At 70.4% G+C, this 26,360-nt stretch carries 20 protein-coding genes, 1 tRNA gene and 1 pseudogene; 15 read left to right on the forward strand and 7 right to left on the reverse strand.

What is annotated here, in order from left to right; all coding sequences use genetic code 11:
- Nucleotides 1–130: 130 nt before the first annotated feature.
- Nucleotides 131–1,435, reverse strand: coding sequence for a DUF2254 domain-containing protein (locus JS521_RS16265; protein WP_205083709.1), 1,305 nt, complete (start codon nucleotides 1,433–1,435; stop codon nucleotides 131–133).
- Nucleotides 1,436–1,599: 164 nt separating this feature from the next.
- On the opposite strand from JS521_RS16265, the gene JS521_RS16270 reads away from it, so the two are divergent.
- Nucleotides 1,600–1,687, forward strand: a tRNA-Leu gene (locus JS521_RS16270).
- 87 nt (nucleotides 1,688–1,774) lie between these two features.
- Here the strand turns inward: JS521_RS16270 and JS521_RS16275 are convergent.
- On the reverse strand, nucleotides 1,775–2,134 hold the full coding sequence (locus tag JS521_RS16275) for a hypothetical protein (protein ID WP_205083710.1): 360 nt from the start codon (nucleotides 2,132–2,134) through the stop codon (nucleotides 1,775–1,777).
- A 257-nt stretch (nucleotides 2,135–2,391) separates the two neighbouring features.
- On the opposite strand from JS521_RS16275, the gene JS521_RS16280 reads away from it, so the two are divergent.
- From JS521_RS16280 to rbsD, 5 genes are read left to right on the forward strand one after another with little or no spacing between them, the layout of a single operon-like run.
- Nucleotides 2,392–3,408 carry a LacI family DNA-binding transcriptional regulator gene (locus tag JS521_RS16280; RefSeq protein WP_205083711.1) on the forward strand — a complete coding sequence of 339 codons (1,017 nt, stop codon included), beginning with the start codon at nucleotides 2,392–2,394 and terminating at the stop codon, nucleotides 3,406–3,408.
- Nucleotides 3,405–4,973: a sugar ABC transporter ATP-binding protein gene (locus JS521_RS16285; protein WP_205083712.1), complete on the forward strand. Its 1,569-nt coding sequence runs from the start codon at nucleotides 3,405–3,407 to the stop codon at nucleotides 4,971–4,973. The genes JS521_RS16280 and JS521_RS16285 overlap by 4 nt, the downstream gene beginning before the upstream one ends.
- A complete protein-coding gene (locus tag JS521_RS16290) occupies nucleotides 4,963–6,918 on the forward strand; it encodes an ABC transporter permease/substrate-binding protein (RefSeq protein WP_205083713.1) in 1,956 nt (651 codons plus the stop codon). Before JS521_RS16285 ends, JS521_RS16290 begins: the two co-directional genes overlap by 11 nt.
- Before the next feature lie 57 nt (nucleotides 6,919–6,975).
- The gene (locus tag JS521_RS16295; protein ID WP_205083714.1) at nucleotides 6,976–7,899 is read left to right on the forward strand and encodes a ribokinase; all 924 of its coding nucleotides are present in this window, start codon (nucleotides 6,976–6,978) and stop codon (nucleotides 7,897–7,899) included.
- Complete coding sequence (gene rbsD / locus JS521_RS16300) at nucleotides 7,896–8,285, forward strand: D-ribose pyranase (RefSeq protein ID WP_205083715.1); 390 nt, start codon at nucleotides 7,896–7,898, stop codon at nucleotides 8,283–8,285. Before JS521_RS16295 ends, rbsD begins: the two co-directional genes overlap by 4 nt.
- A 157-nt stretch (nucleotides 8,286–8,442) precedes the next feature.
- Here rbsD and JS521_RS16305 read toward each other — a convergent pair whose 3' ends face one another.
- Both JS521_RS16305 and JS521_RS16310 read right to left on the reverse strand, forming a co-directional pair.
- Nucleotides 8,443–10,578 carry a UvrD-helicase domain-containing protein gene (locus tag JS521_RS16305; RefSeq protein ID WP_205083716.1) on the reverse strand — a complete coding sequence of 712 codons (2,136 nt, stop codon included), beginning with the start codon at nucleotides 10,576–10,578 and terminating at the stop codon, nucleotides 8,443–8,445.
- A 125-nt stretch (nucleotides 10,579–10,703) separates the two neighbouring features.
- A pseudogene (locus tag JS521_RS16310) lies at nucleotides 10,704–12,237 on the reverse strand (protein kinase domain-containing protein).
- A gap of 367 nt (nucleotides 12,238–12,604) precedes the next feature.
- Here JS521_RS16310 and JS521_RS16315 point away from each other — a divergent pair.
- From JS521_RS16315 to JS521_RS16325, 3 genes are all read left to right on the forward strand, one after another.
- Entirely contained in the window at nucleotides 12,605–14,095 is a 1,491-nt protein-coding gene (locus JS521_RS16315) for a hypothetical protein (protein WP_205083717.1), read from the forward strand.
- A 146-nt stretch (nucleotides 14,096–14,241) separates the two neighbouring features.
- On the forward strand, nucleotides 14,242–15,498 hold the full coding sequence (locus JS521_RS16320; protein WP_205083718.1) for an AAA family ATPase: 1,257 nt from the start codon (nucleotides 14,242–14,244) through the stop codon (nucleotides 15,496–15,498).
- Complete coding sequence (locus tag JS521_RS16325) at nucleotides 15,495–16,742, forward strand: vWA domain-containing protein (protein WP_205083719.1); 1,248 nt, start codon at nucleotides 15,495–15,497, stop codon at nucleotides 16,740–16,742. The genes JS521_RS16320 and JS521_RS16325 overlap by 4 nt, the downstream gene beginning before the upstream one ends.
- 179 nt (nucleotides 16,743–16,921) lie before the next feature.
- On the opposite strand, the gene JS521_RS16330 is transcribed toward JS521_RS16325, so the two are convergent.
- Entirely contained in the window at nucleotides 16,922–17,428 is a 507-nt protein-coding gene (locus JS521_RS16330) for a hypothetical protein (protein ID WP_239487364.1), read from the reverse strand.
- 123 nt (nucleotides 17,429–17,551) lie between these two features.
- Entirely contained in the window at nucleotides 17,552–18,022 is a 471-nt protein-coding gene (locus JS521_RS16335) for an ATP-binding protein (RefSeq protein WP_205083721.1), read from the reverse strand.
- A gap of 107 nt (nucleotides 18,023–18,129) precedes the next feature.
- Here JS521_RS16335 and JS521_RS16340 point away from each other — a divergent pair, with 107 nt between their 5' ends.
- The 3 genes from JS521_RS16340 to JS521_RS16350 all read left to right on the forward strand — a co-directional run bounded on the left by JS521_RS16340 (nucleotide 18,130) and on the right by JS521_RS16350 (nucleotide 23,138).
- Entirely contained in the window at nucleotides 18,130–19,005 is an 876-nt protein-coding gene (locus JS521_RS16340) for a helix-turn-helix domain-containing protein (protein WP_205083726.1), read from the forward strand.
- Nucleotides 19,002–19,202, forward strand: a complete 201-nt coding sequence (locus tag JS521_RS16345) for a DUF397 domain-containing protein (RefSeq protein ID WP_205083722.1) — start codon at nucleotides 19,002–19,004, stop codon at nucleotides 19,200–19,202. The genes JS521_RS16340 and JS521_RS16345 overlap by 4 nt, the downstream gene beginning before the upstream one ends.
- Nucleotides 19,203–19,739: 537 nt before the next feature.
- On the forward strand, nucleotides 19,740–23,138 hold the full coding sequence (locus tag JS521_RS16350) for an nSTAND1 domain-containing NTPase (protein ID WP_443732180.1): 3,399 nt from the start codon (nucleotides 19,740–19,742) through the stop codon (nucleotides 23,136–23,138).
- A 13-nt stretch (nucleotides 23,139–23,151) separates the two neighbouring features.
- Here JS521_RS16350 and JS521_RS16355 read toward each other — a convergent pair whose 3' ends face one another.
- Entirely contained in the window at nucleotides 23,152–23,451 is a 300-nt protein-coding gene (locus JS521_RS16355; protein ID WP_205083723.1) for an NIPSNAP family protein, read from the reverse strand.
- Between the two features lie 209 nt (nucleotides 23,452–23,660).
- Between JS521_RS16355 and JS521_RS16360 the strand changes: the two genes are divergently transcribed.
- The 3 genes from JS521_RS16360 (at nucleotide 23,661) to JS521_RS16370 (ending at nucleotide 26,334) form a co-directional block, all read left to right on the forward strand.
- Complete coding sequence (locus JS521_RS16360; RefSeq protein ID WP_205083724.1) at nucleotides 23,661–24,374, forward strand: hypothetical protein; 714 nt, start codon at nucleotides 23,661–23,663, stop codon at nucleotides 24,372–24,374.
- A 102-nt stretch (nucleotides 24,375–24,476) separates the two neighbouring features.
- Entirely contained in the window at nucleotides 24,477–25,619 is a 1,143-nt protein-coding gene (locus JS521_RS16365) for a DNA sulfur modification protein DndB (protein ID WP_239487366.1), read from the forward strand.
- 262 nt (nucleotides 25,620–25,881) lie between these two features.
- Nucleotides 25,882–26,334 (forward strand): Rv1352/Rv1906c domain-containing protein, encoded by a 453-nt coding sequence (locus tag JS521_RS16370; RefSeq protein WP_205083725.1) that lies wholly within the window; start codon nucleotides 25,882–25,884, stop codon nucleotides 26,332–26,334.
- The last annotated feature ends 26 nt before the right edge of the window (nucleotides 26,335–26,360 follow it).

Below are 26,360 nucleotides of genomic sequence, written 5' to 3' on the forward strand. Positions count from 1 at the left end.
CCCCTTCTGTCCCTCTCACACCCCCGGCGCGCGGGGGGGGGGGCGGGGGGGCCCGGGGGGGGGGGGCCGGGCCCCCGGGGTTTCGCCGGGGGGCCCGGGGCCGCACCGCTCACGCTTCTCCCCGATCCGCCTACCCGATGCCCTGCCGGTCCGGAAGCAGGGCGAACGCGCGGTCGGCGGCCACCGGTACGTTCCGCTCCACCGTCTCGACGAGCAGCGCACGATGCCGGACCAGCGACTTCCTCCGCTCCTCGGGAACGAGCAGCAGCAGATCGTCGAGCCCCGCCATGAGCCGCCTCGACACCTGAGGACTGCCGGCGACACACCAGCGGATCTCCTCGAAGGCGAGGTCGACGAGGTCGTCCCACCCCGGTCCCTCCTGCACCAGCCGTATCTGCCCGGCCCGGTCCCGATGGTGGACGGTGCCGAGCGGCAGACGGGCCACCGCCGCGAGGAGCTGCACGATCCGGTCCAGGCACTGCACTGCGGTCGTCGGATCGTTCACGGACGTCGACAGGGCCCGCAGCGCGATGTCCGCGAGCTGACGCAGCCCGAACGCCAGATCCTGGTGCAGGGTGCGCTCCACCGAGACGGAGACGGCGTGCCCCAGCCGGACCCGGGGCGGCACGGTCCCGCCGTGGACGGCGAGCACCGGCGTCCCCGGCACCACGAAGTCCCCGATCCTGGGGATGATCCGCAGCACCACGCCCTGCCGCCGCGCGGCCCGCACCAGCCGCGCCGTGTTCACGTCCCGCAGCACCCCGGCGCGCCCCTCGTACACGACGCGCGCCGTCTCGGGCCCCACCTCGTCGTCCCCCTGCGGCCCCCGCGGCATCCTGCCGAGCACCTGGAACGAGTCCCGCGCGATCCGGTCGACGACCGGCCCCACCTGCATCAGGCGCAGTGTCGAGCTGACGTAGACGACGAAGAGCAGCAGACTCGTCCCGACGAGCACCAGAATGAGCAGACTCTGCACCAGCGGGACCGACACCACCCGGCGCGGGTCGGTCTCGCTCTCGTACGAGGAGAGCACCAGCAGCGACACGAGGAACGTCGCCAGGAACACCGTCATGGTGAGCTTGCTGATCCGGCTCCTGACGAAGATCCGGACCACGCGGGGGGTGAGCTGACCGCTGGCCATCTGGACCGCGACCAGCGAGATGCTGAAGACGACACCGATGAAGGTCATCATCGCCGAGCTGACCGTGGTCACCACGGTCTTCGTGTCCTGGGAGAACCCGATGAGATCCCCCAGCTCGTCGTACGCCCCCTCCCGCTGGAACAGCCGGACGATCGCCTCGTCGAGTTCGGTGGCGAGGAACCACAGCACGAACACACAGACGAACCCCAGGGTCGGGGCGAACCAGAACGTGTCGCGCAGATGCTCGCGCAGGGGGGACAGCGGACGGGGCCGGCGGTAGCCGCGATCACTCATGGACGCGAAGGTAGTCCCGCGACCTGCGCGGACCACGGAAGCCGAGGCCCCACCGGCCCGCCGCACCGCACTGACCACCGGATATGCGGGTGAAGGACGCGCCGAACCCCTGGTATTGTTTTCCATGTCGCCGCGGGAAACACACCGCGAACGGCAGACACCTTGTCCGGGTGGCGGAATGGCAGACGCGCTAGCTTGAGGTGCTAGTGCCCTTTATCGGGCGTGGGGGTTCAAGTCCCCCCTCGGACACCAGCAAGACCCCACTCGATGTGGGGTCTTTTGCTTTGCCGGGCCGAGCCGGTGGCGTGATCCGATGGGCGGCGGGCGCCGCGGAATCGGTCAGCCGACGGAGAACCACGCAGCCGTCGCCAGGACCAGGGGCACCGGGCAGGCCAGGGCTCCCAGCAGCAGGCTGCGCACGTCACCGGACATACGCCGCACCGCCGGGGCCCGGCAGATCGCGACGAACACGCCCACGCCACCGCACAGGACCACGGAGCATCCCAGCAGGAGGCCGCCGACCGGCTCGCCCGCCGCCGCACCCCACAGTGCCGCGATCCCGACCAGGGTGCACAGCCAGGACACGGACAGCGACGTGAGCAGCCACAGCACCGCGGAAAGGAACACCACACCGGGGCGCCGGGGCGCAGGGGCGATCCGGGGCGGTCCGTAGAGCGCGTCGTAGGTACGAGAGTTCATGCCCCGATCCTCGCCGGTTCCCCGCCGCCGGGCGTGAGCCGGATGACTCAGCCGACCGCAACCCCGTACTCACTTCGACGCCGCCGACGCTCCCTCCCGAGGCCTCCGTCACGATCAGGTCTCGGACGCGGGGGAGGGGCTTGCTTTCGGCCATGGAATCGATTCCAATCATCCGTGTAATCGATTCCACGGCGTCGCGGGACAGGGCTGCCCAACGGTTTCGAGGTGTACGGAAACCACAAGGAGGTGGTCCGGACATGGCGGGCATCAAAGATGTCGCGGCCGAGGCGGGTGTGTCCGTCGCGACGGTCTCGCGCGTGCTGAACAGCCATCCGTCCGTCAGCGAAGAGGCGCGCGCCCGTGTCCTCGCCGCCGTCGAGGCGCTCGGCTACCGCCCCAACGCGGTGGCCCGCTCGCTGCGCACCGCGCAGACCCGCACGCTCGGCCTGGTCATCAGCGACGTGCTCAACCCGTACTTCACCGAGCTGGCCCGCTTCGTCGAGGAGGAGGCCCGCGCGCTCGGCTACAGCGTCATCATCGGCAACGCCGACGAGCGGCCCGAGCTCCAGGACCACCACATCCGCACGCTCATCGACCGCAGGATCGACGGGCTCCTCGTCTCGCCCGCCGACGGCGGCTCCCCGTTGCTGCGGGAGGTCGCCCTGAGCGGTACGCCGATGGTCTTCGCCGACCGCTGGATCCCCGGCATCGACGTGCCCGTCGTCCGGGCCGACGGTACGGGCGCGGTCAAGGACCTCGTCGCGCATCTGCACCGGCTGGGTCACCGCAGGCTCGCCATCATCGCCGGGCCCGCCGCCACCACCACCGGCAACGAGCGCGTCGAGGCGTTCCGGGACGCGATGCGGGAGCTCGGCCTCGCCCTGCCCGACGCCCATATCGGGCAGGCCCACTTCCAGGCCGCCAGCGGACGCCGGGCCACCGAACGCTTCCTGGCCCTCCCCGAGCCGCCCGAGGTCGTGTTCGCCGCCGACAACCTGATGGCGCTCGGCGCGCTGGACGCCATCAGGGCCCACGGTCTGCGCGTACCCGACGACATCGCGCTCGCCGCCTTCGACGACATCCCGTGGTTCGTCCACACCGACCCCCCGATCACCGCCATCGCCCAGCCGACCGCCGACCTCGCGCGGGCCGCCGTGCGCGCACTGGCCGACCGGATCGAAGGACGGACCCCGCAGTCCGTCACCCTGCCCGCCCGCCTCGTCGTACGCCGCTCGTGCGGCGGGGCCGCAACCGACCAGAGGAGCGACCGGTGACCGCACCGGAGGAGCAACCGACCACCGCGCCCGACGCGTTGCTGCGCATCGAGGGTCTGCGCAAGACCTTCCCCGGCGTCGTGGCGCTCGACAACGTCGACTTCGACCTCCGCAGGGGCGAGGTCCACGTCCTGCTCGGTGAGAACGGCGCGGGCAAGAGCACCCTCATCAAGATGCTCTCCGGCGCCTACCGCCCCGACCACGGCCGCATCCTCGCCGAGGGGCGCGAGGTGCGCATCGACGGCGCGCAGGACGCCGAACGCCTCGGGATCGCCACGATCTACCAGGAGTTCAACCTCGTCCCCGACCTCACCGTCGCCGAGAACATCTTCCTGGGCCGGCAGCCGCGCCGCTACGGGCTCGTCGACCACCGCCGGATGCGCCAGGACGCGGCAGAGCTGCTGCGCCGGGTCGGCGTCGACGTACGCCCCGACGCCAAGGTGCGTGAACTGGGCATCGCCCGGCTCCAGATGGTCGAGATCGCCAAGGCGCTCAGCCTGGACGCCCGCGTCCTGATCATGGACGAGCCGACCGCCGTGCTCACCTCCGAGGAGGTGGACAAGCTCTTCGCGATCGTCCGCCAACTCCGCGAGGACGGCGTCGGGATCGTCTTCATCACCCACCACCTGGAGGAGATCGCCGCACTCGGCGACCGCGTCACCGTCCTCCGCGACGGCCGCAGCATCGATCAGGTCCCGGCCTCCACACCCGAGGACGAACTCGTCCAGCTCATGGTCGGCCGCAGCATCGAGCAGCAGTATCCGCGCGAACGCCCCGACACGGGCGATGCGTTGCTGTCCGTGCGGGGGCTGACCCGTAACGGCGTCTTCCACGACATCAGCTTCGACGTGCACGCCGGCGAGGTCGTCGGCCTCGCCGGACTCGTCGGCGCAGGGCGTACGGAGGTGGCGCGCGCCGTCTTCGGCGCCGACCCGTACGACGCCGGCACCGTCGACGTACGCGGCGAACGCCTCGCCCGGCACGACGTCCCCGCCGCCATGAGTGCCGGGATAGGCCTCGTACCGGAGGACCGCAAGGGGCAGGGGCTGGTGCTCGACGCCTCCGTGCAGGAGAACCTGGGCCTGGTCACCCTGCGGTCCGCCACCCGCTCCGGGCTCGTCGACCTCAAGGGCCAGCGCGCCGCCGCCGCCCGCATCGCGCAGCAGCTCGGCGTCCGCATGTCCGGCATCGGCCAGCACGTGCGCACCCTGTCCGGTGGCAACCAGCAGAAGGTCGTCATCGGCAAATGGCTGCTGGCCGACACCCGGGTCCTCATCCTCGACGAACCCACCCGGGGCATCGACGTCGGCGCCAAGGTCGAGATCTACCAGCTGATCAACGAACTGACCGCCTCCGGCCACGCCGTCCTGATGATCTCCAGCGATCTGCCCGAGGTGCTCGGCATGAGCGACCGCGTGCTGGTCATGGCGCAGGGGCGCATCGCCGGGGAACTCCCCGCCGGCGAGGCCACCCAGGACGCGGTGATGGCCCTCGCGGTCTCCGCCCCGCCGCCCCACGAACACCCCGCACCGAAGAACGAAGAGGAGGGCCCCCGTGGCCACTGAGACACTCAAGAGCGGCACGGGCGCAGGGGGCACCTCCGTGATACGCCGCGTCCTGCTCGACAACGGAGCGCTGAGCGCCCTGGTCGTCCTGGTGGTGGCGATGTCGCTGCTCTCCGGCGACTTCCTCACCACCCAGAACCTGCTCAACGTCGGCGTCCAGGCGGCCGTCACCGCCATCCTCGCGTTCGGCGTCACCTTCGTCATCGTCTCGGCGGGCATCGACCTGTCCGTCGGCTCGGTGGCCGCCCTGTCCGCGACGGTCCTCGCCTGGTCGGCGACCTCGGCGGGCGTACCGGTCGTCCTGGCCGTCGTCCTCGCGATCGTCACCGGCATCGCCTGCGGCTTCGTGAACGGCGCCTTGATCTCTTACGGCAAACTCCCGCCGTTCATCGCGACGTTGGCGATGCTCTCGATCGCCCGCGGTCTCTCCCTCGTCATCTCGCAGGGCAGCCCGATCGCCTTCCCCGACTCCGTCTCGCGGCTCGGTGACACGCTCGGCGGCTGGCTCCCCGTACCGGTCCTCGTGATGATCGCGATGGGCCTGATCACCGCACTGATCCTCGGCCGCACCTTCATCGGCCGTTCGATGTACGCGATCGGCGGCAACGAGGAGGCGGCCCGGCTCTCCGGTCTCCGCGTCAAGCGCCAGAAGATCGTCATCTACGCCCTGTCCGGCCTCTTCGCCGCCGTCGCGGGCATCGTCCTGGCCTCGCGCCTCGTCTCCGCCCAGCCGCAGGCCGCCCAGGGGTACGAACTCGACGCCATCGCCGCCGTCGTCATCGGGGGCGCCAGCCTGGCCGGCGGTGTCGGCAAGGCGTCCGGCACCCTGATCGGCGCTCTCATCCTCGCTGTTCTCCGCAACGGCCTCAACCTCCTCTCCGTCTCGGCGTTCTGGCAGCAGGTCGTCATCGGCGTCGTCATCGCCCTCGCCGTCCTGCTCGACACGCTGCGCCGCAAGGCCGGTTCGGGCGCGGCCTCCTCGGCGGGCGCGGCGCCCGGCGCACCCGGGTCCGGGCGCAGGAACGCGCTCAAGCTCGGCGGCGCGGCGCTCTGCGCGGCCCTCGTCATCGGCGCGGTCTCCTTCTTCAACTCCGGTTCTTCCGGCGGCACGACGAAGGTCGGCATGTCCCTCTCCACGCTCAACAACCCCTTCTTCGTCCAGATGAAGGAAGGCGCGCAGGCGGAAGCGGAGAAGGCGGGCATCGACCTCACCGTCACCGACGCCCAGAACGACGCCTCCCAGCAGGCCAACCAGCTCCAGAACTTCACCAGTTCCGGCGTCTCCTCGATCATCGTCAACCCGGTGGACTCGGACGCCGTCGGACCGGGCGTCCGCAGCGCCAACAAGGCGGACATCCCCGTGATCGCCGCCGACCGAGGCGTCAACAAGGCCGACACCGCAACCCTCGTCGCCTCCGACAACGTGGCGGGCGGCAAGCTCGCCGCCGACGCGCTGGCCGACAAGCTCGGCGGCAAGGGCAGCATCGTCATCCTCCAGGGCACGGCGGGCACCTCCGCCAGCCGTGAGCGCGGGGCCGGCTTCGCCGAGGGGCTGAAGGCGTACCCGGACATCAAGGTGGTCGCCAAGCAGCCCGCGGACTTCGACCGCACCAAGGGCCTGGACGTCATGACGAACCTCATCCAGTCGCACCCCGGCGTCACCGGCGTCTTCGCCGAGAACGACGAGATGGCCCTCGGCGCGGCCAAGGCGCTCGGCAGCAAGGCCGGTAAGTCCGTCTCGGTCGTCGGCTTCGACGGCACCCCCGACGGCCTGAAGGCGGTCGAGGCCGGCACGCTCTACGCGTCGGTCGCCCAACAGCCCGCCGAACTCGGGAAGATCGCGGTGCAGAACGCGGTCAAGGCGGCCAAGGACGAGAAGGTCGAGAGCACGGTGAAGGTGCCGGTGAAGGTGGTCACCCGGGAGAATGTCGCCGACTTCTCCTGAATCCGCCCCGCACACCGGACTGTCGAACCCGGACCGACGAAAGCAGGAAGCACGCCCATGCACGACAACGCCCCCGACGACGGGTACGACCTGCTGGTCGTCGGGTCGGCCAACGCCGACCTGGTGATCGGCGTCGAGCGCCGCCCCGCCCCCGGCGAGACGGTCCTCGGCTCCGACCTGGCCGTCCACCCCGGCGGCAAGGGCGCCAACCAGTCGCTGGCCGCAGCCCGCCTCGGCGCCAGGACGGCCCTGCTCGCCCGGGTCGGCGACGACGACCACGGACGTCTCCTGCTGGACACCCAGCGCGCGGCGGGCGTGGACACGGACGGCGTCCTGGTCGGCGGGGCCCCCACGGGCGTCGCCCTGATCACCGTCGACCCTTCGGGCGACAACAGCATCGTGGTCTCCCCGGGGGCCAACGGCCGCCTCATGCCCGAGGACGTCCGGGCGGCGGCACCGTTGCTGGCCGCCGCCCGGGTGATCTCCGTACAGCTGGAGATCCCGCTGGACACGGTGGCCGAGACGGTACGGGGCCGGGGGCCGGACACTCGGCTCGTCCTCAACCCGTCGCCGCCCGCCCCGCTGCCCGACGAGGTGCTCGCCGCCTGCGATCCGCTGGTGGTCAACGAGCACGAGGCGCGGTACATCCTGGGCGAGGACGCGGGGGAGGGGCCGCACGACTGGGCCCCGGCGCTCCTCGCGCTGGGCCCGCGCTCGGTCGTCATCACCCTGGGCGCCGCCGGGGCCCTGGTCGCGGACAGCCGTACGGACTCCCTGGACCACCTGGTCAGCCCGAAGGTCGAGGCCGTGGACACCACCGGTGCGGGGGACGCGTTCACGGCAGCCCTGGCCTGGCGACTGGGCCGGGGCGACGACCTCCGGGAGGCGGCGGCCTTCGCGGTCAGGGTGGGTGCGGCGGCGGTCACGGCGCGCGGGGCGCAGGAGTCCTTCCCGACGCTGGAGGAGGTCGACGCGCTGTGAAGAAGTCGGGCATCCTCAACCGCCACCTGGCGGGCGCGATCGCCGAACTCGGCCACGGCGACACCGTCCTGATCTGCGACGCCGGCATGCCGATACCGTCCGGCCCCCGCGTCGTCGACCTGGCCTTCCGCGCCGGTACCCCGTCGTTCGCCGAGGTACTGGACGGACTGCTCGACGAGCTGGTCGTCGAGGGCGCGACGGCCGCCGAGGAGATCCGCGACACCAACCCGGAGGCCGCGGCGCTTCTCGACACCCACTTCCCCTGGCTGGAGTCGGTCCCGCACGACGATCTGAAGGCGCTGACGGCGACGGCCCGCCTGGTGGTACGTACGGGGGAGGCACGGCCGTACGCGAACGTACTGCTGCGGTGCGGGGTGTTCTTCTGAGCGGAAGCCGTGCCAGACGGAGCCTAACTACGCATGGTGCGCAGCGGAAGACGGTCTGTTACTGCGGGGGGTGTGGATGCCAACGGGACTCAGGAGATCGGGGATTGAGGGGACCAGGGAGGGACGTCAGGGGATGGTGAGGCGAGACCCTCGCTGCTCACACCCCGGCTTCCACCAGGAAGGCGCTGGGCTCCCCGGTCCACGACACGTACAAGTCGTCCCGAGCCCGTGTGCATGCCACGAAGAGCAGGCAGCGTTCCGCCAGCAGATCGGCGGCGTGCTGAAGGCGGTCGACCTCGACCGGTGTCACCGCCCTGGGGAACGGGAGGGCGCCGACGCTCGCACCGATGACCGCGACACACCGGAACTCCAGCCCCTTGAAGGCATGCATGGTGCCGACCTGGACGGCATCTGCATCCGCGACGGTGTCGCCCCGCAGACGAGCCGCAGAAATGCCGGCCTCCCTGAGCCGCTCCACCGCTTTGTCGCCGTTCTTGTTGAACCGGGCGCTGACCCCGATCTCGCCCGCGGCGATTCCGCTGTCGAGCCAGCCGCGCACCCGCTCCACGAGTCCGTCCAGTTCCGCCGCCTCCGATGCGGCCCCGAGCATCTCGGGCCGTGTGCCGTGGAGGGACGAGCGGTAGCCCAGCAGGGTCTCGTTCCGCGCGTCATCGGCGAGCTGTTCGAAGGGCCGCCCGACCAGCAGCGCCGTCGACCAACTGAGGATCTCGTGCGTGGAGCGATAGTTCTTGCGCATCTTCGTCGACCGCCCCGCGACCCTCACCCCGACGGCCTTCAGCGACACCTTCGAGTCGTAGATCCGCTGGTGAGGATCGCCCGCGATGAACAGATCGTCCGGGCGGGACGGGGCGGCCGCCCGCAGCAACCGCCACTGCACGGGGTGAAGGTCCTGCGCCTCGTCCACGACGACGTGCCGATAGCGCGGGCCGCCGGACTCCAGCAGATCCGCCGCCTCCGCACAGGTACCGAGGTAGGTGCGCAGCCCGTCGGCGGTCAGCCGACCGGTGAACTCCTCGATCGTGCGCCACACCAATGCGCGCGATGCGATGGGCAGGGCGCTGCCGCGGCCCCGCCGCTCACAGTTCTCGTACTCCTCCAGGGTGCGCAGATTCTGCGCCAGGACGACGTGCTTGTACTCCTGAGCCAGAAACTGTCCCGTCCCCGGAAATCCGGTCGCCCGCGCAGCCTGCCCCCACCGCGGTTCTTCCTCGCCGCCTCGCAGCGGGCGGCGCGAGGTGGACACGACACGCCCCGCGAACGCGTCGACGGTCATGATGTCGACGCGGTCGCGCAGGGCCTCGTCCTCCACCAGGGCGGCAAGCCCGCTGCGCAGCGCCGCCACGAGCGCGTTCGTGTACGTGGTCAGCAGGACGCGATCGCCATCGCGCAGGTGCCCCAGCAGATGCCGCACACGATGCAGCGCGACGACGGTCTTCCCCGTGCCCGGGCCACCGGTGACCTGCGCAGGGCCGGAGTACGAAGCCCGGTAGGCGATCCGGTGCTGGGAGGGGTGGAGGAACACCCGCCAGGCGGCGAACGGCTTGTTCAGAATGTCCCGCAACTCCTCGGACGCGGTCACCAGCGCGATGCGGGTACGGGTGCGGTGGATGGCCGTGGCGAAGTCGTCCGTGTCCACAGGAGCGTCACCCGGCGAGACCTGGGCGAGGCTGACGGAGACGACGTCCCGCCACACCTCCTCCACGCTGAACCCCGCCGCCAGGTACTCCAGGACCTCGCGTTGGTCCTGCGGGAAGTAGGGGGCGAAGACCTCCAGCTGCTCCACATCGGTCAGTGCGCGGGCCTGACGCAGCGTGGTCTCGTCGATGCCCAGCGCCGCGAGGTCTCCGTCGGACACCTTCGCGAACAGCCGCTGATCGGCAGCCGGAGCGATCCGCTCGTAGGCGGGTGTGAGTTCGTCCAGCATGGCGATGTCCCGGATCTCCACCGCCCGGGTGACGGTGTTGACGCTCGCCTTCTGCTTGATCGCCCAGTCGATCGCCTTGTCGTGCGGCATCACCCGGAGCAGCACGTACGTGTCACCGCTGTCGGGCGCGAGCACCACGCCCCGCGTCCCCTGGTCGATGCGGATCGTCCGGATGTGTGGATCGCGGCCCCGCTTCAGCGATTCGAGCTTCAGCCCCGGGTCCTTGAACAACTGGTCGAGAGTGAGCCGCTCGAACTTCTCCCAGGCGTCGAACACTCCTTGTTTGACGGTCCCTTGAAGCTTGGCGAGCTGCGAACAGAAACCGATGTCGAACGCGAGGTGGGGCATGGGCGGACTCTCCCGTGGTGCGGGCGGAACGGGGCGACAGGACGTAGGGGAACAGCCCCGGCGCACGGGGCCGGCGCGAGGGAGCTTTGTACGGGCACGGGTGCTGAACGGCAGTGGACCGGCGGTCAGCCCGCTGCCCCGTCGAGGTTGAGACGTATCAGAGCCAGCGCCTCGGCGACCTCCTCCGTCATCTCGTCCTCGGAGCCGAACACCAGACACAGATCGTCGTACAGAGGTGTCAGGATCCGCTCGGCCTCGGCCGCCAGCCCCTGGGCGAGCAGCAGCATCCCGATGTCGCGCCGCAGCTCGACCGCCTCGTCGCTCACATCGCCGTCGACGGCCCGGACGACATCCAGCACGCTGCGCAGCGAGGCCAGCGCGTCGGTTACCTGCCCGAGCTCGCCCCGGCACCGGGCCGCCTGCGCGCGGCCGCCGCGCGCCCGCTCCCCGGTGGGCCCGCCGGTCCGTCCGTAGGCTTCGGCAAGAGCCTCGAACTCGGGCAGGGCGGCCCTGAAGTCCCCGCCGAGCAGCTGGATCGCGGCCCGCTGCCGCCGCAGGTCCAGCACCTTCCTGTTCTCCTCGCCCAGGGCGCGGCCGGCGGGCTCGATCAGCTCTCCGAGGACCTCGGCGGCCTGGGCGTACCGCTCCTCCTCCAGCAGGGCGTCGGAGTGCTGGTAGGCCTCCTCGATCTCCGCGCGCAGCTGTTCCGGTACGGGGGCGGGCGCGGCGGCCGGGACACCCGGGCCCACGGCGGTCGGCGTGGGACGGCTGCCTTCACCGGCGCGGGCGCGCGGCGCGTACGGGTTGCGGAAGATTCCGGTCGGGTCGGGCGCGCCGTCCCAGTGCGCCTCACCGGGCGAGGGCTTCTGCCCGGGAGGCGGCAGGAAGGGCCGCAGCCGCTCGTACACCTCCTGCACATCGGCGGGCCGGGACTCCGGCGCCTTGAGCAGCAGATGCAGCACGAGGTCCTCAAGAGCTGCGGGAACCTCGGGTCGCAGCGCCCGCAGCGGGGTGGGCGCCGCGTTGACGTGCTGGGACATCACCACGTACTCACTGCCACCCGTGAACAGCAGGCCTCCGCACAGGAGTTCATGGAGGATGCAGCCGAGCGCGTACAGGTCGGTCTGCGTGCTCGTGCGTCCGCCCCGCACCTGTTCCGGCGCCATGTACTGGTAGGTCCCGATCGGGGTGCCGGTGGCGGTCAGCTTGGTGACATCGCTCCGCAGGATCGCCGCGATCCCGAAGTCCAGGACCTTCACGGTCCCGTCCCGGGCGACCAGAATATTGCCCGGCTTCAGATCGCGGTGGATGACCGGCACCTCGTGCGCGTACGACAGCACCGTGGCGACCTGCGCGGCGACGGCGACCGCCCAGCTGACCGGCAGCGGACGTTCCGGGTGGATGTACGAGGACAGGGCGACCCCGTCGACCAGCTCCATCACCAGGAACAGCCGCTCGTAACTGTCGTCCAGTACCGCGTCGTACACCTGCGGCACTCCGGGATGCCGGATCTTCGCGGTGATACGGGGCCTCGCGACGGAAGCGCTTCGCGAACTCCTCGGCCAGCTGCGGCGAGCCGAGAACGGCCTGCTGTCGGATCAGCTTCACGGCGACGGGCCGGTCGAGCACGGCGTCGTAGCCGCGCCACACATCGCCCATGCCGCCGCTGTCGAGCCCTTCCAGCAGTTCGTACCGACCGGCGATCGCCTGTGGTGACACCGTTCCCCCGGGCGTGTGCGGATGCGGTCGACGTGCAGGTGGCCGACCACGACGTGGTTGGGACGAGTCTGGCCGGTGGGGGTGTTCCAGGTCCACCGCGGGCGCGCGGCGAGGGACGAGCCGTCTTGTTCCGGTCAGCGGAGTGGCTCGTTAGTGCTGCTCAGGGGCGATGTGGGTGCCTGCCCGCATCGAGCCGTCTCCCGTTGCGGGAAAAGCTCTGGCAGATCTCGGGGGCCGGAGCTAAGCTCCCCGCGATGACTCCCTCCATGAACAGATTGGGGGCCCCGTCCGCGCAAGGTGAGTGCTGATGCTCACTTCGACCGCGAACCGGGATTCCCACCCGCCTTTTCCCTCCCATCCGTCCTCCCCACCCTCTCCGTCTTCTCCGTCCTTCTGGCCGCGCGTGCGCGAGTTCGCCGTGCCGGCATCGATGATCGAGACTGCGACCGCCCGCCGTGAGACCGGGGACTGGGCAGGAGCGTGCGCCGCATCAGGCGTCGACGTCGATCTCCAGCTCCGGTCCGTGGCCCGCAGCCACGGCCGGGAATTCGCCGCCCGCATCCGGGCGGACCTTCGCCATCTGGCTCCCGACCTGCTGCGCTGGCATCTGCCGAGGATCGCCCCGCACGGGCTGCTGCGCCCGGGGCTGACCGCCGCCCTGGCCCGTTACGACCCCCCGGAGCGCGACGGGCCACGCCCTCTGCACCTGGTCGTCCGGACCCCGCCCGCCTGGGCGGACGCCGGGCAACGGATCAGCCTCGCACTGTGGGACGGCTCGCACACCGAGCCCTCCGCCCGACGCCACCCTCACCCGCATCCGAACCGGCGCTACCGTCTCGACCTGCACCGCCATCTGTGGGATACGCGCAGGACCGACGAGTTGCGGATCCGCTGCGGCCTTGACGACCGGTCGACCGCCCATGCCGTAGATGTGGCCGACCTCGACCTGCGGGACACCCTCCCGTCCGACCGCCGCTGCGCCCTCGACCGGTGGGCGGCGGAGGCGGCGACCCTGCTCCGGGCCGAGGGGCAGGGGCCGGGCGGAACGGTGAGCGTGCGGCTGGGTGGCCGGCGTCGGCTCCTTCTGCGTGTGGAGGCCGACGCGGACCAGGACGGCCGGAGCACGCCCGTCCCGCGGATCGCGGCGCTGCTGCCCGACCCGGGTCCGTCCACAGCACCGGTGTTGCCGGACGCGGCCACCTGGGTGCTGCCCGACCTCGACCTGCTTCGTACCGGTGCGATCGACGCCGGCCGGCTGCACCCGCTGGTCGCGCGGGCCCTCGTGCCGGGCCTCCCGTCGTCGGCTCAGGCCTCGGCTCCGGCCCGTTCACGTACCGGCGACCGGGCCGGAGCGGTGCGCCTGGTGGAATGCCGGGGAGCGCGGCACCGGATCGGCCTGGTCGACGGTGCCCTCGCCCCGCTGGACCATGACCCGGCCGAGATCCGGCGCGAAGAACTGCTGGTCGCCCTGACCGGCACTCCGCTGCCCTGCCTCCAGGCCATCGACGAGGCGCACCGAAGGCCGGACTGCCTCACCGGAGTCCGTGAACGTCTCGACCACGGGGACATCGCCGGCGCCCTGGCCGTCGTCGAGGGGCTGCTCGGCCCCGAGGCGGTGCTGCGCGACGGCCCTCTGCGGGACGAACTGGAGGCCGCCGCCCAACGGCGGATCACCTACGGCCTGTTCCGGGCCGACCTGCTCGGGCCCGGCCCCATCCGTCACCGCTCGGATCCCCGCCACCTCGTCGATCCCCGCCCGCGCCGGGCCCGACGCACACGCCGCACAACCGTCGGCTGATCCCGGGCCGCGGGCACCCAGCCCGGGGCCCACGGCACCCAGGGACCGCACCCGCGCGCCTCACGGCAGCGCCCCTGCCCTGCTGACCTTCTTCCTGTTCCTCTTCCTGCCCATCCGCCCCCTCGCACACCCCCAGGTGATCACCCATGCTCACGAACACCCCGTCCTCCGCGCTCACGGACTCCGCTCCCACCCCCCAACTCGCCGTCGCCGAAACACTGATGAGCCTGCTCCGCGACACCACCACCGAGCCGCGCCCCGACACACAACTGGAGGCGCTGACCCTGGCGGTCTCCGCCGACCTGCCCGTCCTGCTGTGGGGCGAGCCGGGGATCGGCAAGACCGCGGCCCTCACCCAGCTCGCCGCCTCCCTGGACCTGCCGCTCACCACCGTCATCGCCAGCGTGCACGAGCCGTCCGACTTCTCCGGGCTGCCCATCGTCGGCGACGACCCCGCCGAACAGGGCGTGCCGATGGCCCCGCCGGACTGGGCCGTTCGCCTCGTACGGGCGGGAAGGGGCCTGCTGTTCCTCGACGAACTCTCCACCGCACCGCCCGCCGTCCAGGCCGCGCTGCTGCGTCTCGTACTGGAACGGCGGATCGGTGCGCTGCAACTCCCGCCCGGAGTAAGGATCGTGGCGGCGGCCAACCCGCGTTCGTCGGCGGCCGACGGCTGGGAGCTGAGCCCGCCGCTCGCCAACCGTTTCGTCCACCTCCAATGGGCCCACGACCATGAGGTCGTCGTCCGCGGACTCGCCGGCACCTGGCCGCGTGCGACGCTGCCCCGCCTCGACCCCGAAAAGCTGCCCGAGGCCGTGGACTTCGCCCGGCGCGCGGTGTGCGGGCTGCTCTCCGCCCGCCCCACGCTCGTCCACCGGCTGCCCACCACGGAGACACGCCGGGGCGGTCCGTGGCCGTCGCCGCGCAGCTGGGACATGACGCTGAGCCTGATCGCCTTCGCGACCGCCGCCGGATCCTCCAGGGAGGTGCTGTCCCTGCTGGTCAGGGGCACGGTGGGGGACGGTCCGGGCCTTGAACTGCTGGCGAGCCTGGACCGGATGGACCTTCCGGACCCCGAGGACCTCCTCGCCGACCCGGAGAGCGCCGTCCTGCCCGAGCGCGGCGATCTCCGGCAGGCCGCGCTGGACGGGGTCGTCGCGGCGGTCCGTACCCGCCCGGACCGGGCCCGCTGGGACACGGCGTGGGCGCTGCTCGTCCGGGCGCTGGAGACCGGGGCCCCCGACCTGGTGGTCGTTCCCGCCACCACCCTCGCCTCGCTGCGCCAGGAGGACTGGGACGTACCGGCGGCCATCGAGCACCTCGCCGGCGTGGTCTCCCTGTCCCAGCGGGCGGACCGGGCGGCGGACCGGGTGGCCCGCGTCGGGGCGAAGGCGGGCCGATGACGACGACGGACGACGCGTCGAGCGCACTCGACCTGGACAAACTCTTCGCGGCCCGCCTCCAGGCCGCCCGGGCCCGCCCCTACCTGGCCACCGCGCTGTTCGCCCTGCACACCGTGGAGTCGCGGGAGGTCCCGACCATGGCCGTCGACCGGTACTGGCGCTGCTACGTCTCCCCGTCCTTCGTCGCCCGCACCCCGGTCGAGGAACTGGCCGGGGTCTGGGTCCACGAGGTGTCGCACCTCCTGCGCGACCACCACGGGCGCAGCGACCGCGTCGCCCGGCAGCGCGGGTTGACCGGCCCGGGGGAGCGGCTGCGGATGAACATCGCCGCCGACTGCGAGATCAACGACGACGTGTACGGCGACGGCCTGGCCCGGCCGAAGGGCGCCGTCTACCCGTCGACGCTGCACCTGCAGCCCGGCGAGCTGATGGAGGACTACCTGTACCAGTTCCGTCTCGGCCCGCGTACCCAGGACGCCGCCTGGCTGGACTGCGGAAGCGGAGCCGACGGGCGGGAAAGGGAATGGGAGTTGGGGCCGGACGGCGCACACGGGCTCAGCGCGCAGGAACAGGACGCGGTCCGCTTCCGGGTGGCGCAGGGCATCACCGGCCGGCCGGGCAACGCCTCGAAGGGCTGGAAGCGGTGGGCGGAGGAGGCGTTCCATCCGCCGCAGCCCTGGCGGGAGTTGCTGGGCGCCGCCGTCCGCTCGGCCGCCTCGGGCCCCGGCGCGGGGGAGGACTACACGTACGGGCGGCCCTCGCGCCGCTCCACCGGCCTGCCCGGCGTCGTTCTGCCGAGCCTCCGCCGCAGACCGCCCCGGGTCTCCGTCGTCATCGACACCTCCGGCTCGGTCAGCGACGCCGAACTGGGCAGCGCCCTCCTCGAAGTCGCCGCCATCTCCCGCGCGGTGGGCGGCCGACGCGACCTGGTCACCGTCCTCGCCTGCGACGCGGCTACCCGGGTGGTCCACCCGCTGTGCCAGGCCGAGGGCATCCCGCTGGTGGGCGGTGGCGGCACGGACCTGCGTACGGGCTTCGCCAAGGCGCTCCGGTCCCATCCCCGCCCCGACGCCATCGTCGTCCTGACGGACGGCCAGACACCGTGGCCGAGCACGCAGCCGGCGTGCCGAACGGTCATCGGCCTGTTCCCGAGGGAACGCCGACGCGGATCCTGGAGCGAGGACGACCCCGACTACGTTCCGGATCAGCCTCCGGCGTGGGCGCGGGTGGTGGAGATCGGTTAGAGGGAGGGTCCGTGATCAGGTACACGGTGACGGCCGCGCTACTTTGAAGGTCCGGCAGTCCAACGAGGATGCGGAGAGGGAGCCAGACGAGGGGCCGAGAACTCGGGGACAGAGTCGACCCGGTAAGCGCACGTGCGCCTGCGCGCGGACAGCCCCCGTCCCAGCGGCGAAGCTGCGATTCAGGCTGCGGCGTCAGGCCACATCTGCACCAGGATGAACTGATCAGCCCCGTTCAGAGCGTCTTCGTGTCCGCCGGGATTGTCGAGCGGTTGACCGAAGGAGCCGTCCAAGGGAGAGGTGAAGGGACCGGCGTCCGGGTTGAACGCCCACTGCCACCGCGTCCGGTACATGCCCGGCGACGGCAGCACCAAGTCAGTGTCCCTACCCCCGGAAGCCACCGTCTGTATACCTAGGTGGCCGTCGGGGAAGCTGACCTCGACCTCTTCCCACCCTGCCCAGTGGCCGGGCGACGGCGGCGGTTCGGCCGACCACGACTCCAGCCGCATTCTCACCGTGCCCACCTCCCGGGGGGTCTGCAGGAACACCACGCCCGGGCCCGGGAGTAGCCACTTCGTTCGGTCCGCGTCGTCGTAGAACTGTTCCGCACCCATGGTGGTGTCGTACAGAGTGAGCAGCCGGTAGCTTGCCGACCAGCCAAACTCGTCGCAATCCAGCAACCTGCTCATCAAACACCTCACCCATGAAGCAACTGCCGCCCCTGGGCGGCGCTCGCGCCGACTCTACGCCTACGGCTACTTCGCGAATCGGGTCGCTCTGCCGGCAGTACACGCACGAGTTCCGGCGCCGGGTCAGAGCCGGCGTACGTCGAGGGAGGCCCAGACGGTCTTGCCGGGGCTGTTGGTTCGGGCGAACCAGCCCCAGTTGTCGGCCAGGGCGGCCACGAGGAGCAGACCCCGGCCGCCTTCCTGGTCGTCGGCGGAGGGCTCGGTGAAGGCGGGGAGGCGTTCGCCACGGGTGTCGGTGACCTCCACACGTACAGTCACGCCCTCGGCGGAAACGCGGAGGCGGAAGTCGCGTCCCGGTACGAGTCCGTGGCTGACGGCGTTGGCGCTGAGCTCCGCCACGATCAGCGTCAACGCGTCGTGGGCGTCACTCCCGTACGGGACGCCCCACGTGTCGAGCCGCTCGCCGGCCAGGTACCGGGCGAGGCGGGCACCGCGTGGCGTGGAGCTGAAGAGCATCGTGAAGTGGTGCCAGGTGAAGTGGGGTTGGGTGGGGCGCAGGATACGGACGGGGAGGGGTGACGGGTTGCTGGTCATGCCTCCACGGTGACGACTCGTGGCGTAGCGTGACCAGGGGTGACGCGCCGTCGCGAGGTGGTTGTACGCGACGGTGCGCGGTGTGTACGCACGTGGGACAGGTGATGATGGCGGCGCGGGACGACGAGGCGGGTTCGGGGAGCGCGGTGGGGCCGGAGGCCGGGGGACGGCCTGAGGACGAGCCGGGGTCGGGGGTGATGGTCGCGTTCGGTCGGCAGTTGAAGCTGTTACGGCTGCGGGCGGGGCTGGATCGGACGGAGTTCGGTAACCGGGTGGGGTACGCGGCGCAGTCGGTCGCGTCCTTCGAGCAGGGACGGCGGATCCCGCAGCCGGGGTTCATCGACCAGGCGGATCCGGTGCTGGACGCGGGTGGGTTGCTGCTGGCGTTGAAGGAGGAGGTGGCGCGGGCGCAGTATCCGGCGTTCTTCCGGGATGCGGCAAGGTTAGAGGCCGTGGCGGCCTCACTTCATGTCTACGCCGCTCTGGCTGTCCCTGGCCTATTGCAGACCGAGGAGTACGCGCGGGCCGTGTTCACCATGCGACGTCCGCTCCTCGATGACGAGACGGTGGAGCAGCGAGTTGCCGCCCGCATGGCTCGACAGAAGATCTTCGAGCGGAAGCCGATGCCGACACTCAGCTTTGTGATTGAGGAGTCCGCCCTGCGCAGGCCGATCGGCGGCTGGCCGGTGCTGCGTGGCCAGCTTGAACAGATCGTTCTCCACGCGCGGCGACGCAACGTGGAGTTGCAGGTCATGCCCACTGACCGCGCAGAGCACTGCGGCCTCGCCGGACCGTTCAACTTGATCGAGAAGCACGACGGGCGAAGGATGGCCTACGTTGAGGTCCAGCGGGACAGCCGTTTGCATACCGAACTCACGGTGGTGAGGGATTTCTACGAGCAGTACGGGCTGCTTCGGGCTCAGGCGCTGGCTCCGCCGGAATCTCTGGCCTTCGTCGAGGGACTCCTGGGAGAGAAGCGATGAGTCGGAAGAGGCCGCAGGCCGTGCCCGAGTCGGCATGGTTCAAAAGCAGTTACAGCAGTGGTGAGGGCGGTGAATGCCTGGAGGTTGCCGCACTGGCTGCGCAGGTTCATATAAGGGACTCGAAGGTGACGGCGGGCCCTCAGGTGTCTGTGGGGACCACGGCGTGGGCGACGTTCGTGCGACTGGCCGCCGACTGAGGCACCGAGACGAATGACAGGCCCCACCGCATCGCCCGTACGGCACGCGGCGGGGCCTTCCTGCGTAAGGGGCGACTACGCGTCCACGCCCTCGTCGCGGCGGATCATCCGCCAGGCCGCTCGACGGGCGCTGCGGTCCAGGTTGGACCGGAAGCTCTTGTCGAGTCCTCAGTTGGTCTCGTCGCCGAAGGCGACCGCCGCCCCCTGGGATCTCAGGGGGGCCTCCGGCTCGAACCAGGCAGCCTTGACCACGCGCATGGCTTGTTGTGTCGCGCATTGTTGAGATCGACTACTGCAAGGCTCAAGATGGTTGGGGAACATTAGAGGGGGGCACACAGTGCTGCGGAGCGATGACGGACCAACCGTCGGTGCGTCATGAGGCAGCGCCTGCAGCTCGCGCTTCAGGTGATGCTGGTACTGGTCGCTAGTTTGCTCGGTATCGTCACGAATTACGCCACTGGCGTCGACGAAGCTCCGTGGCTGTTGCAGGCCATCCAGCAGGCATCTGTCCCCGCCATCGGTTTGCTCGTCGTCGCGATGGTGGTGGGCCAGGTTGTTGTGTACCGGCTCGAGAATCCGGCGCCGCCGCGGGTTGACTGGCCGCGTGCCAGAGTTCCCTACCCCGGGCTGGATGCCTTTGCGGAGGACGAGGCGGCCGTGTACTTCGGCCGGGATGTCCTGGCCACCGAGTTGACGCGCAGGTTGCACACTTTGCCGGACAGGCCGACCGACCGGTTCCTGGTGCTTGTCGGCGCTTCCGGAAGCGGAAAGTCCTCACTGGTCAGAGCTGGCGTGATGCCCCGGTTACGGGGTCGCCGATGGACACTGGTGCCCGCGTTTTCCCCGGGGACGAATCCCCTGGGTGCGATGGCCGCGGCCACCGCGTCCGCAGGCGGAGAGCAAGAATCCGCGAGTGCGGTCCTACGCCGGCTGCGGCAGGGCCCGGCCGCGCTGCGGACCGAACTGGCCCGCCTGCGCGGCGGCCGGTTTCGGCGCGTGTTGCTGGTGGTGGATCAGCTCGAAGAGGTCATCACCCTCGCCGGAGATCGGGAGCGTGCCCAGTTCCTCGACGCACTTTGCCTCTGCGTGGAGCAGGACGCGAGTGTCCGCGTATTGGCCACCCTCCGGGTGGACTTCCTCGGCAGGATCCTGGCCACGGGACAAGCTGAGATCTGCCAGCACCCCGTTACCGTCGGCGCACTCGGAAGGACCCAGTTCGCGCAGATCGTGGAACGCCCCGGCGCGCTGGTGGACCTATCCTTCGCACCGGGCGTCGTCGACAGAATTATCGAAGACGCCGGCACGGATGACGCCCTGCCACTGCTCGCCTATCTCCTCCAAGAGCTCTACTTCGCCTCCGGCCCCGGCGGGGTGGTCACCGAAGAGCTGTACCGAGATCTCGGCGGGGTGGCGGGTGCCATCGCACGGCAGGCGGACCACACGGTGTCCCAACTCGACCAGGCCGACGGGATCGCATTCGTCCTGTGTGTCCTCCTCAAGTTCGTCACGGTCCAGGGAGAGGGGGTGGCCCGAAAGCGTGTCCCTCTATCCGCGCTCAACGAGCGGGAACGGCGCGTCGTCGACGCCTTCGTCGATGCGCGTCTGTTGGTGTCAGACGTGGCCGACGGCGGAGCCACCGGCCAGGAGGCGCCATACGCGCAGGTGACGCACGAGGCGCTGTTCCGCCAGTGGGCTCCGCTGCGCCAGGAGGTTGAGTCCCGTGTGGAACAACTGCGTGAGCGCGCCGAGCTGGAGCGGTGGGCCGAAGACTGGGAACGTTCCGGCCGGAGCGACGACTACCTTCTCACCGGGGATCGGCTCACCCTGGCCAAGCGAAGGCTCACAGCGCTGGAGGAATCCGGCATCGCCCCGGAGCCGGTCCGCGTGCTCGTTCAATCCTCGCAGCTACGCGATCTGGCCTTTCTCCGCCGTGTGTCGGACAGCATCGGCCAGTACGCGATCGGCAGCGCGGAATTGCATCCTGAGCGGGCCGTACTCCTGTCCCTGGCAGCCCTCGGCGAATGCACGCCCACGCCTTCGGCCCGCCGCGGCCTCATGGCGGCGCTTGCGGCGAGCCATATGCGTACACGAGTGGACGCGCACACGGATACCGTCCGGCACATCGCCTGGTCCCCGGACGGCCGGCGACTGGCCACCGCGTCACGCGACGGTAGCGCCCGCGTGCTGGACGCCCGGTCCGGACAGTCGCTGCTCGTGCTGCCGTCCGACGGAGCGATGGTCGAGTCGGTCGCATGGTCGCCGGATTCCGCATACGTCGTGACCGCAGGGCGAGAACGTGTCGTACGCATCTGGGACGCCGTCTCGGGCGAGCCGGTCCGGTTGCTGACAGGTCCTACAGACATCGTGAGACAGGTGGCCTGGTCGCCCGACGGACGGTATGTCGCAGCCAGTTCGAAGGACTGTGTCGTACGCGTATGGGAGGCCGGGACAGGGGCTCTCGTACAGGACCTGGAGGGGCACAGGGACGATGTCTGGGGCGTCACCTGGTCGCCGGACAGCACCCGACTCGCCTCGGCATCGCACGACCAGACGGCCCGCGTGTGGGACCTTGCCGCAGGTACGGCCGCCGTGGTCCTGGAAGGTCATACAGACTTCGTCGAGGGCGTCGCCTGGTCACCGGACGGCCTCTCGATCGCTACAGGGTCGGGTGACCACACGGCCCGCATCTGGGACGCCGGGACCGGTGCACTGCGGCTGCTGCTGCGCGGCCACACCGACTACGTGTGGAACCTGGCCTGGTCCCCGGACAGCCGCATCCTCGCCTCTGCGTCCTCGGACCACACCGTGCGCCTTGTCAGCGCCCATGACGCGAAGGTGCTGGTCGTGCTGCGGGGCCACAGCGACACGGTCTGGGGCGTGACCTGGTCGCCGTCCGGCACCCAGCTCGCCACGAGTTCGACCGACGGTTCGGCGATCGTGTGGGACCTACGGCCACGAGGAGCGGAGTTCGTCGCGGCCGACGGCCACCGAGGCCCGGTGAACCAGGCAGCTTGGTCCGCCGACGAACTACGGATCGCCACCGCCTGCGACGACGCGACCGTACGCCACTGGTCCTCCCGCGACGGGGCCCCAGCAGGGGAACCGCTGAGGCTCGACGACCGGGTCTGGAGCGTGGCATGGTCCCCGGTTCCCCAGGACGGCCGGCTCGCGCTCAGTACGAACGGCGGTCTCTTTCGCATCCTGGATGACACCGGCACGGTGCTGGTCGAGCAGCGGGGGGAGGTCGTCGAGTCGTGCGATTGGTCTCCGGACGGCCGCCGCATCGCCACCGGCGGGCACGACGGCACCGTGCGTGTACGGGAGACGGACACCGGCACCGAACTCGTCGCTCTCACCGGCCACCAGGACTGGGTGGGACGCGTCGCGTGGTCGCCCGGCGGACGATTCCTCGCCAGCGCATCGGACGACCGTACCTGCCGCCTCTGGGACGTCGCGGAGAGCCGGGAGTTCACCGTCCTGCGAGGCCACGACAATTATGTGGACGACGTGACGTGGTCCCCGGACGAACAGCGGATCGCCACCGCATCTGGCGACTGGACGGTGGCGGTGTGGGAGGCCAACACGGGCCGCCGTCTTGATGTGCTCAAGGGCCACGAGGGACGGGTCCGTTGCGTGGCCTGGTCTCTTGACGGCCGCTTCATCGCCAGCGGCTCGGACGACCGGACTGTACGTGTCTGGCGTGCCGACACCTTCGAGGAGGTCGCCGTCGTAGGCGTCCACCAGGACAAGGTGTCATCGGTCGAATGGTCCCGCGACAGCGCCCGGCTGCTCACCGCATCTTTCGACGGAACCGCTCGTATCTGGCACGCCGACCCCGACTACGACCAGCTCGAAGCCCACGCCCGAGGGCGCGTCTTTCGGACCCTCGATGAGGACGAACGGCGACGACACCTGCTGCCCGTGGCGGGGGCGTAGCCGGACTGCCGACTCAGTACTGCTCCTCCACCGTCCGGTCGTCGGTGCTGACGAGGTAGTGATCCGGATCGAGGTCCATTGCCTTGCGGGCGGGCGAGGCCCAGTACATCGCGTTGCGCTCCGCGAACGTCTCCGGGCCGTCGTATGAGACCAGCCACACGAACTGGTTGCGCTCCCGGTCGACCCAGGCCCCACCGATCGTGAACCCCAACTCCATCCGCAGCGGCACGATGTCGGTCTTCCACCTTGCCACCCACTCGTCCAGCAGGCCGTCGCGCACGGTATAGGTACGGAGCTGGGTGGTTTTGGCCATCGTGCGGTGCTCCTGGGTCGATCGGTCGGGGTCGCCCATACCCAATGCAGCAAAGAACTTCCAGGCCGACGTTCGAGTATGCCGAGAGGGGACACGGGGCGGTCCTCAAGCGTAGAGGGCCCTCCTGGGGCGCGGGATGCTCTTCGGCTCGTGCAACGAAGTTATTACTATGTGTCAACCGGCCAGTTGGGCACTTCAGGGGGTACGGCATGGACGATACAGAACGCAGGAACGCTACGACTCCGATCCGGCGGCATCAGATCCGGGCCGCGTTGCTAAAGCAGTATGCCGGTCTCATCTACGACGACGACCTGAAGTCGTATGACCAGCATGGCTACGAGCAGCGCTTCATGTCCCGCGCGCTAACGGCTGCGGCGATCCGGGCCGTCACCGGATGCGACCGCAGGACTGCCTGCCTGTCGGTCATCGACGGGGAACTCGACCAAGGCATCGACGGCGTGGCGGTAACCGAGGGCACGCAGGAGGTCTGGCTCGCACAGGCAAAGTGGAGCGATGAAGGGAAGGGCAAGTTCAACACCGACGCGGCCCACAAGTTCATACACGGTCTTCGCCTCATCGAGCAGCGTAGTTACGATCGCTTCAACGACCGCCTCGACCCCATCGTGGCCCGCGTGAACTCCGCCATGCATGACGCCCGGCTGAAGGTCACCCTGGTGATCGCAGTTATGGGCACTGGGGTTCTCAGCGATGAGGTCGTTGCGGTCCTGGAAGACGCCCGGAAGGAGTTCAACGGGCTCGGCCCGGTCCTGGACTACCGTGTGGTCAACGCGGCGCACGTGTTGCGGCAGGACCAGGAGGACCTAGCCCCCGTGCCGGTGCGTGTCACCGTACGGATGACGAATTGGCTCAAGCGGAACACTCCCCTTGTGGCCTACCAGGGAACCGGCCAGCAACATCGCTGAGTGGTACGGGGACCACAAGGACCGCCTGTACTCCCAGAATTTGCGGCAGAACCTAGTAGGGCTTTGTTAGGTGGTGTCGTAGGTCTGCCCGTGATCGGGACGATGTCCGTACCGACGCTCGTCCAGCTCGTTCCGTCGCCTCGCCGCGAAGAGGACGTGAAGACGCTGAAGGCCGCGTCCGGAGCCGTGCGCCGCCACGCCGAACTGCGATCGATGGTCCAGCGGGCGCTGAAGTCCACGCAGAAGGGGAAGAACGTCGGCTCGTACGCCGAGTACATCGCCGACGGCGTCAAGGGAGAGCTGGGCGCCGGCTGGTCCACCCCTCCCATCACGTTCTGGCACGCGGGATCCCTCGCGGCCCTCAGCGACGAACTGGTGGCGGGCACCGGACTGCGGACCCTGACCCTCGCGCCCGGCACCTCGATCGTCGCCATCGACGGCGAGACGCAGACGACCGCCTGGCACGAGCTGTACGACGACCCGGAGCGCTTCGGCCTCACGTATGCCGAACTCGCCGCCGTACGCCTCCCCTTCGAGCTGTACGTGGACCTGTCCGTGGCCGACGCCCGGCAGATCTTCTACGACCGGAACGTGCAGGGCGTCGTGGTGGCCAAGAACCTGGCCATGTCGATGGACCAGCGGGACTTCGCCACGCGCCTCGCCCATCGCGTCGCCGACGCCGTCAAGGTCGAGATCGACGACAAGATCGTGTCATTCGCCAAGCTGGTCAACGCGAGCAAGCGCCAGGTGGGAAAGACCGACCCCGAGGTGATCACCCTCTCCGCGCTCCGGGCCCTCGTGATCACGACGATCTACGGGCGCGGTGGCCTCTCCCGCTCGGCGGAGACCGTGCACGAGGACGAGCTGCCCGCCGGGTCGGACGCCCAGCAGGTGGAAGCGTACGTGCCGCCGCTGCTCGCGGGCCTGATCTCCGACCACAGCGCCCACTTCCTCGCGCGGAGCGCCGTCACCGCGCCGGCCGTGCTCGCCGGGCTGGGCATCGCGGTGCACCACACGACGCCCTGGGCCGAGCCGTCGAACGCGCTCGGTTCCGAACAGCTGAGCCGACTGCTGTCCGGCGTCCGGTGGGAGCGGGACGCACGCTATTGGGACGGGGTGGCGGCGAAGGCGGGCGCCTCCGGGCGACTCAACTTCAGCGGTGGCGTCAAGGACTCCGGGGGGCGCGTCGCCGACGCCATCCTCTACCCGGCCACGGAGACGGGGCGCCGGATCCGCGGCCAGTAGGCCGCCCTTCCCGGCCTGCCGTCCGCCGCCTGGCTCAGTGGACGAGGAGTCCCCTCGGCCTCCCGCCCCTTGTCGCAACACCAAGACCTGGAGAACACGCATGAACCCGCAACAGCCCGACGAGCCCCAGCACCAGCACCCGGGGATGCCCGGTGGGTACCCGGAACAGCCCGGCCGCCCCGCCACGCCCTGGGGAGCGCCCCCGCCAGGGGCTTCGCCCGCGTCCTCCGCCGCGCGGAAGCCGTCGCGAGGCAAGGCATGGGTGACCCATGGAGCTGTGGGGGCCGTCGCCCTTTTCCTCGGGGTCGGCATCGGCATCTCGGACGACGAGGCCCGGGCCGAGGCCTCGGACGCCGGTCCCACCCCGAGGGTCACCGTCACCAAGGAGGTGAAGGTGCCCGGCCCGGAGATCACCGTCACGAAGACGGCCACCGTCACTGCCAAGCCGCCGAAGCCGCCGAAGCCCAAGGGACCGCCCACCACTGTGGCCGGGGACGGCGAATACCTGGTGGGTGAGGAAATGCGCGCCGGTACGTACAGGACGGGTGGCCCCGGCGACTCGTTCGGGTGCTACTGGGAGCGGGCGAGGAACTCCAGCGGGGAGTTCGACGCCATCATCGCCAACGGCAACCTGGAAGGCAGCGGACGGGTCACCGTCAACAAGGGCGAGGTCTTCAAGTCCAGCGGATGCCAGGACTGGAAGAAGGCCGGCTGAGCGCCCCCACCAGCCCCGCCAGCGCC

It is taken from the genome of Streptomyces durocortorensis (assembly GCF_016901035.1).
Classification (GTDB): Bacteria; Actinomycetota; Actinomycetes; order Streptomycetales; family Streptomycetaceae; genus Streptomyces; species Streptomyces durocortorensis.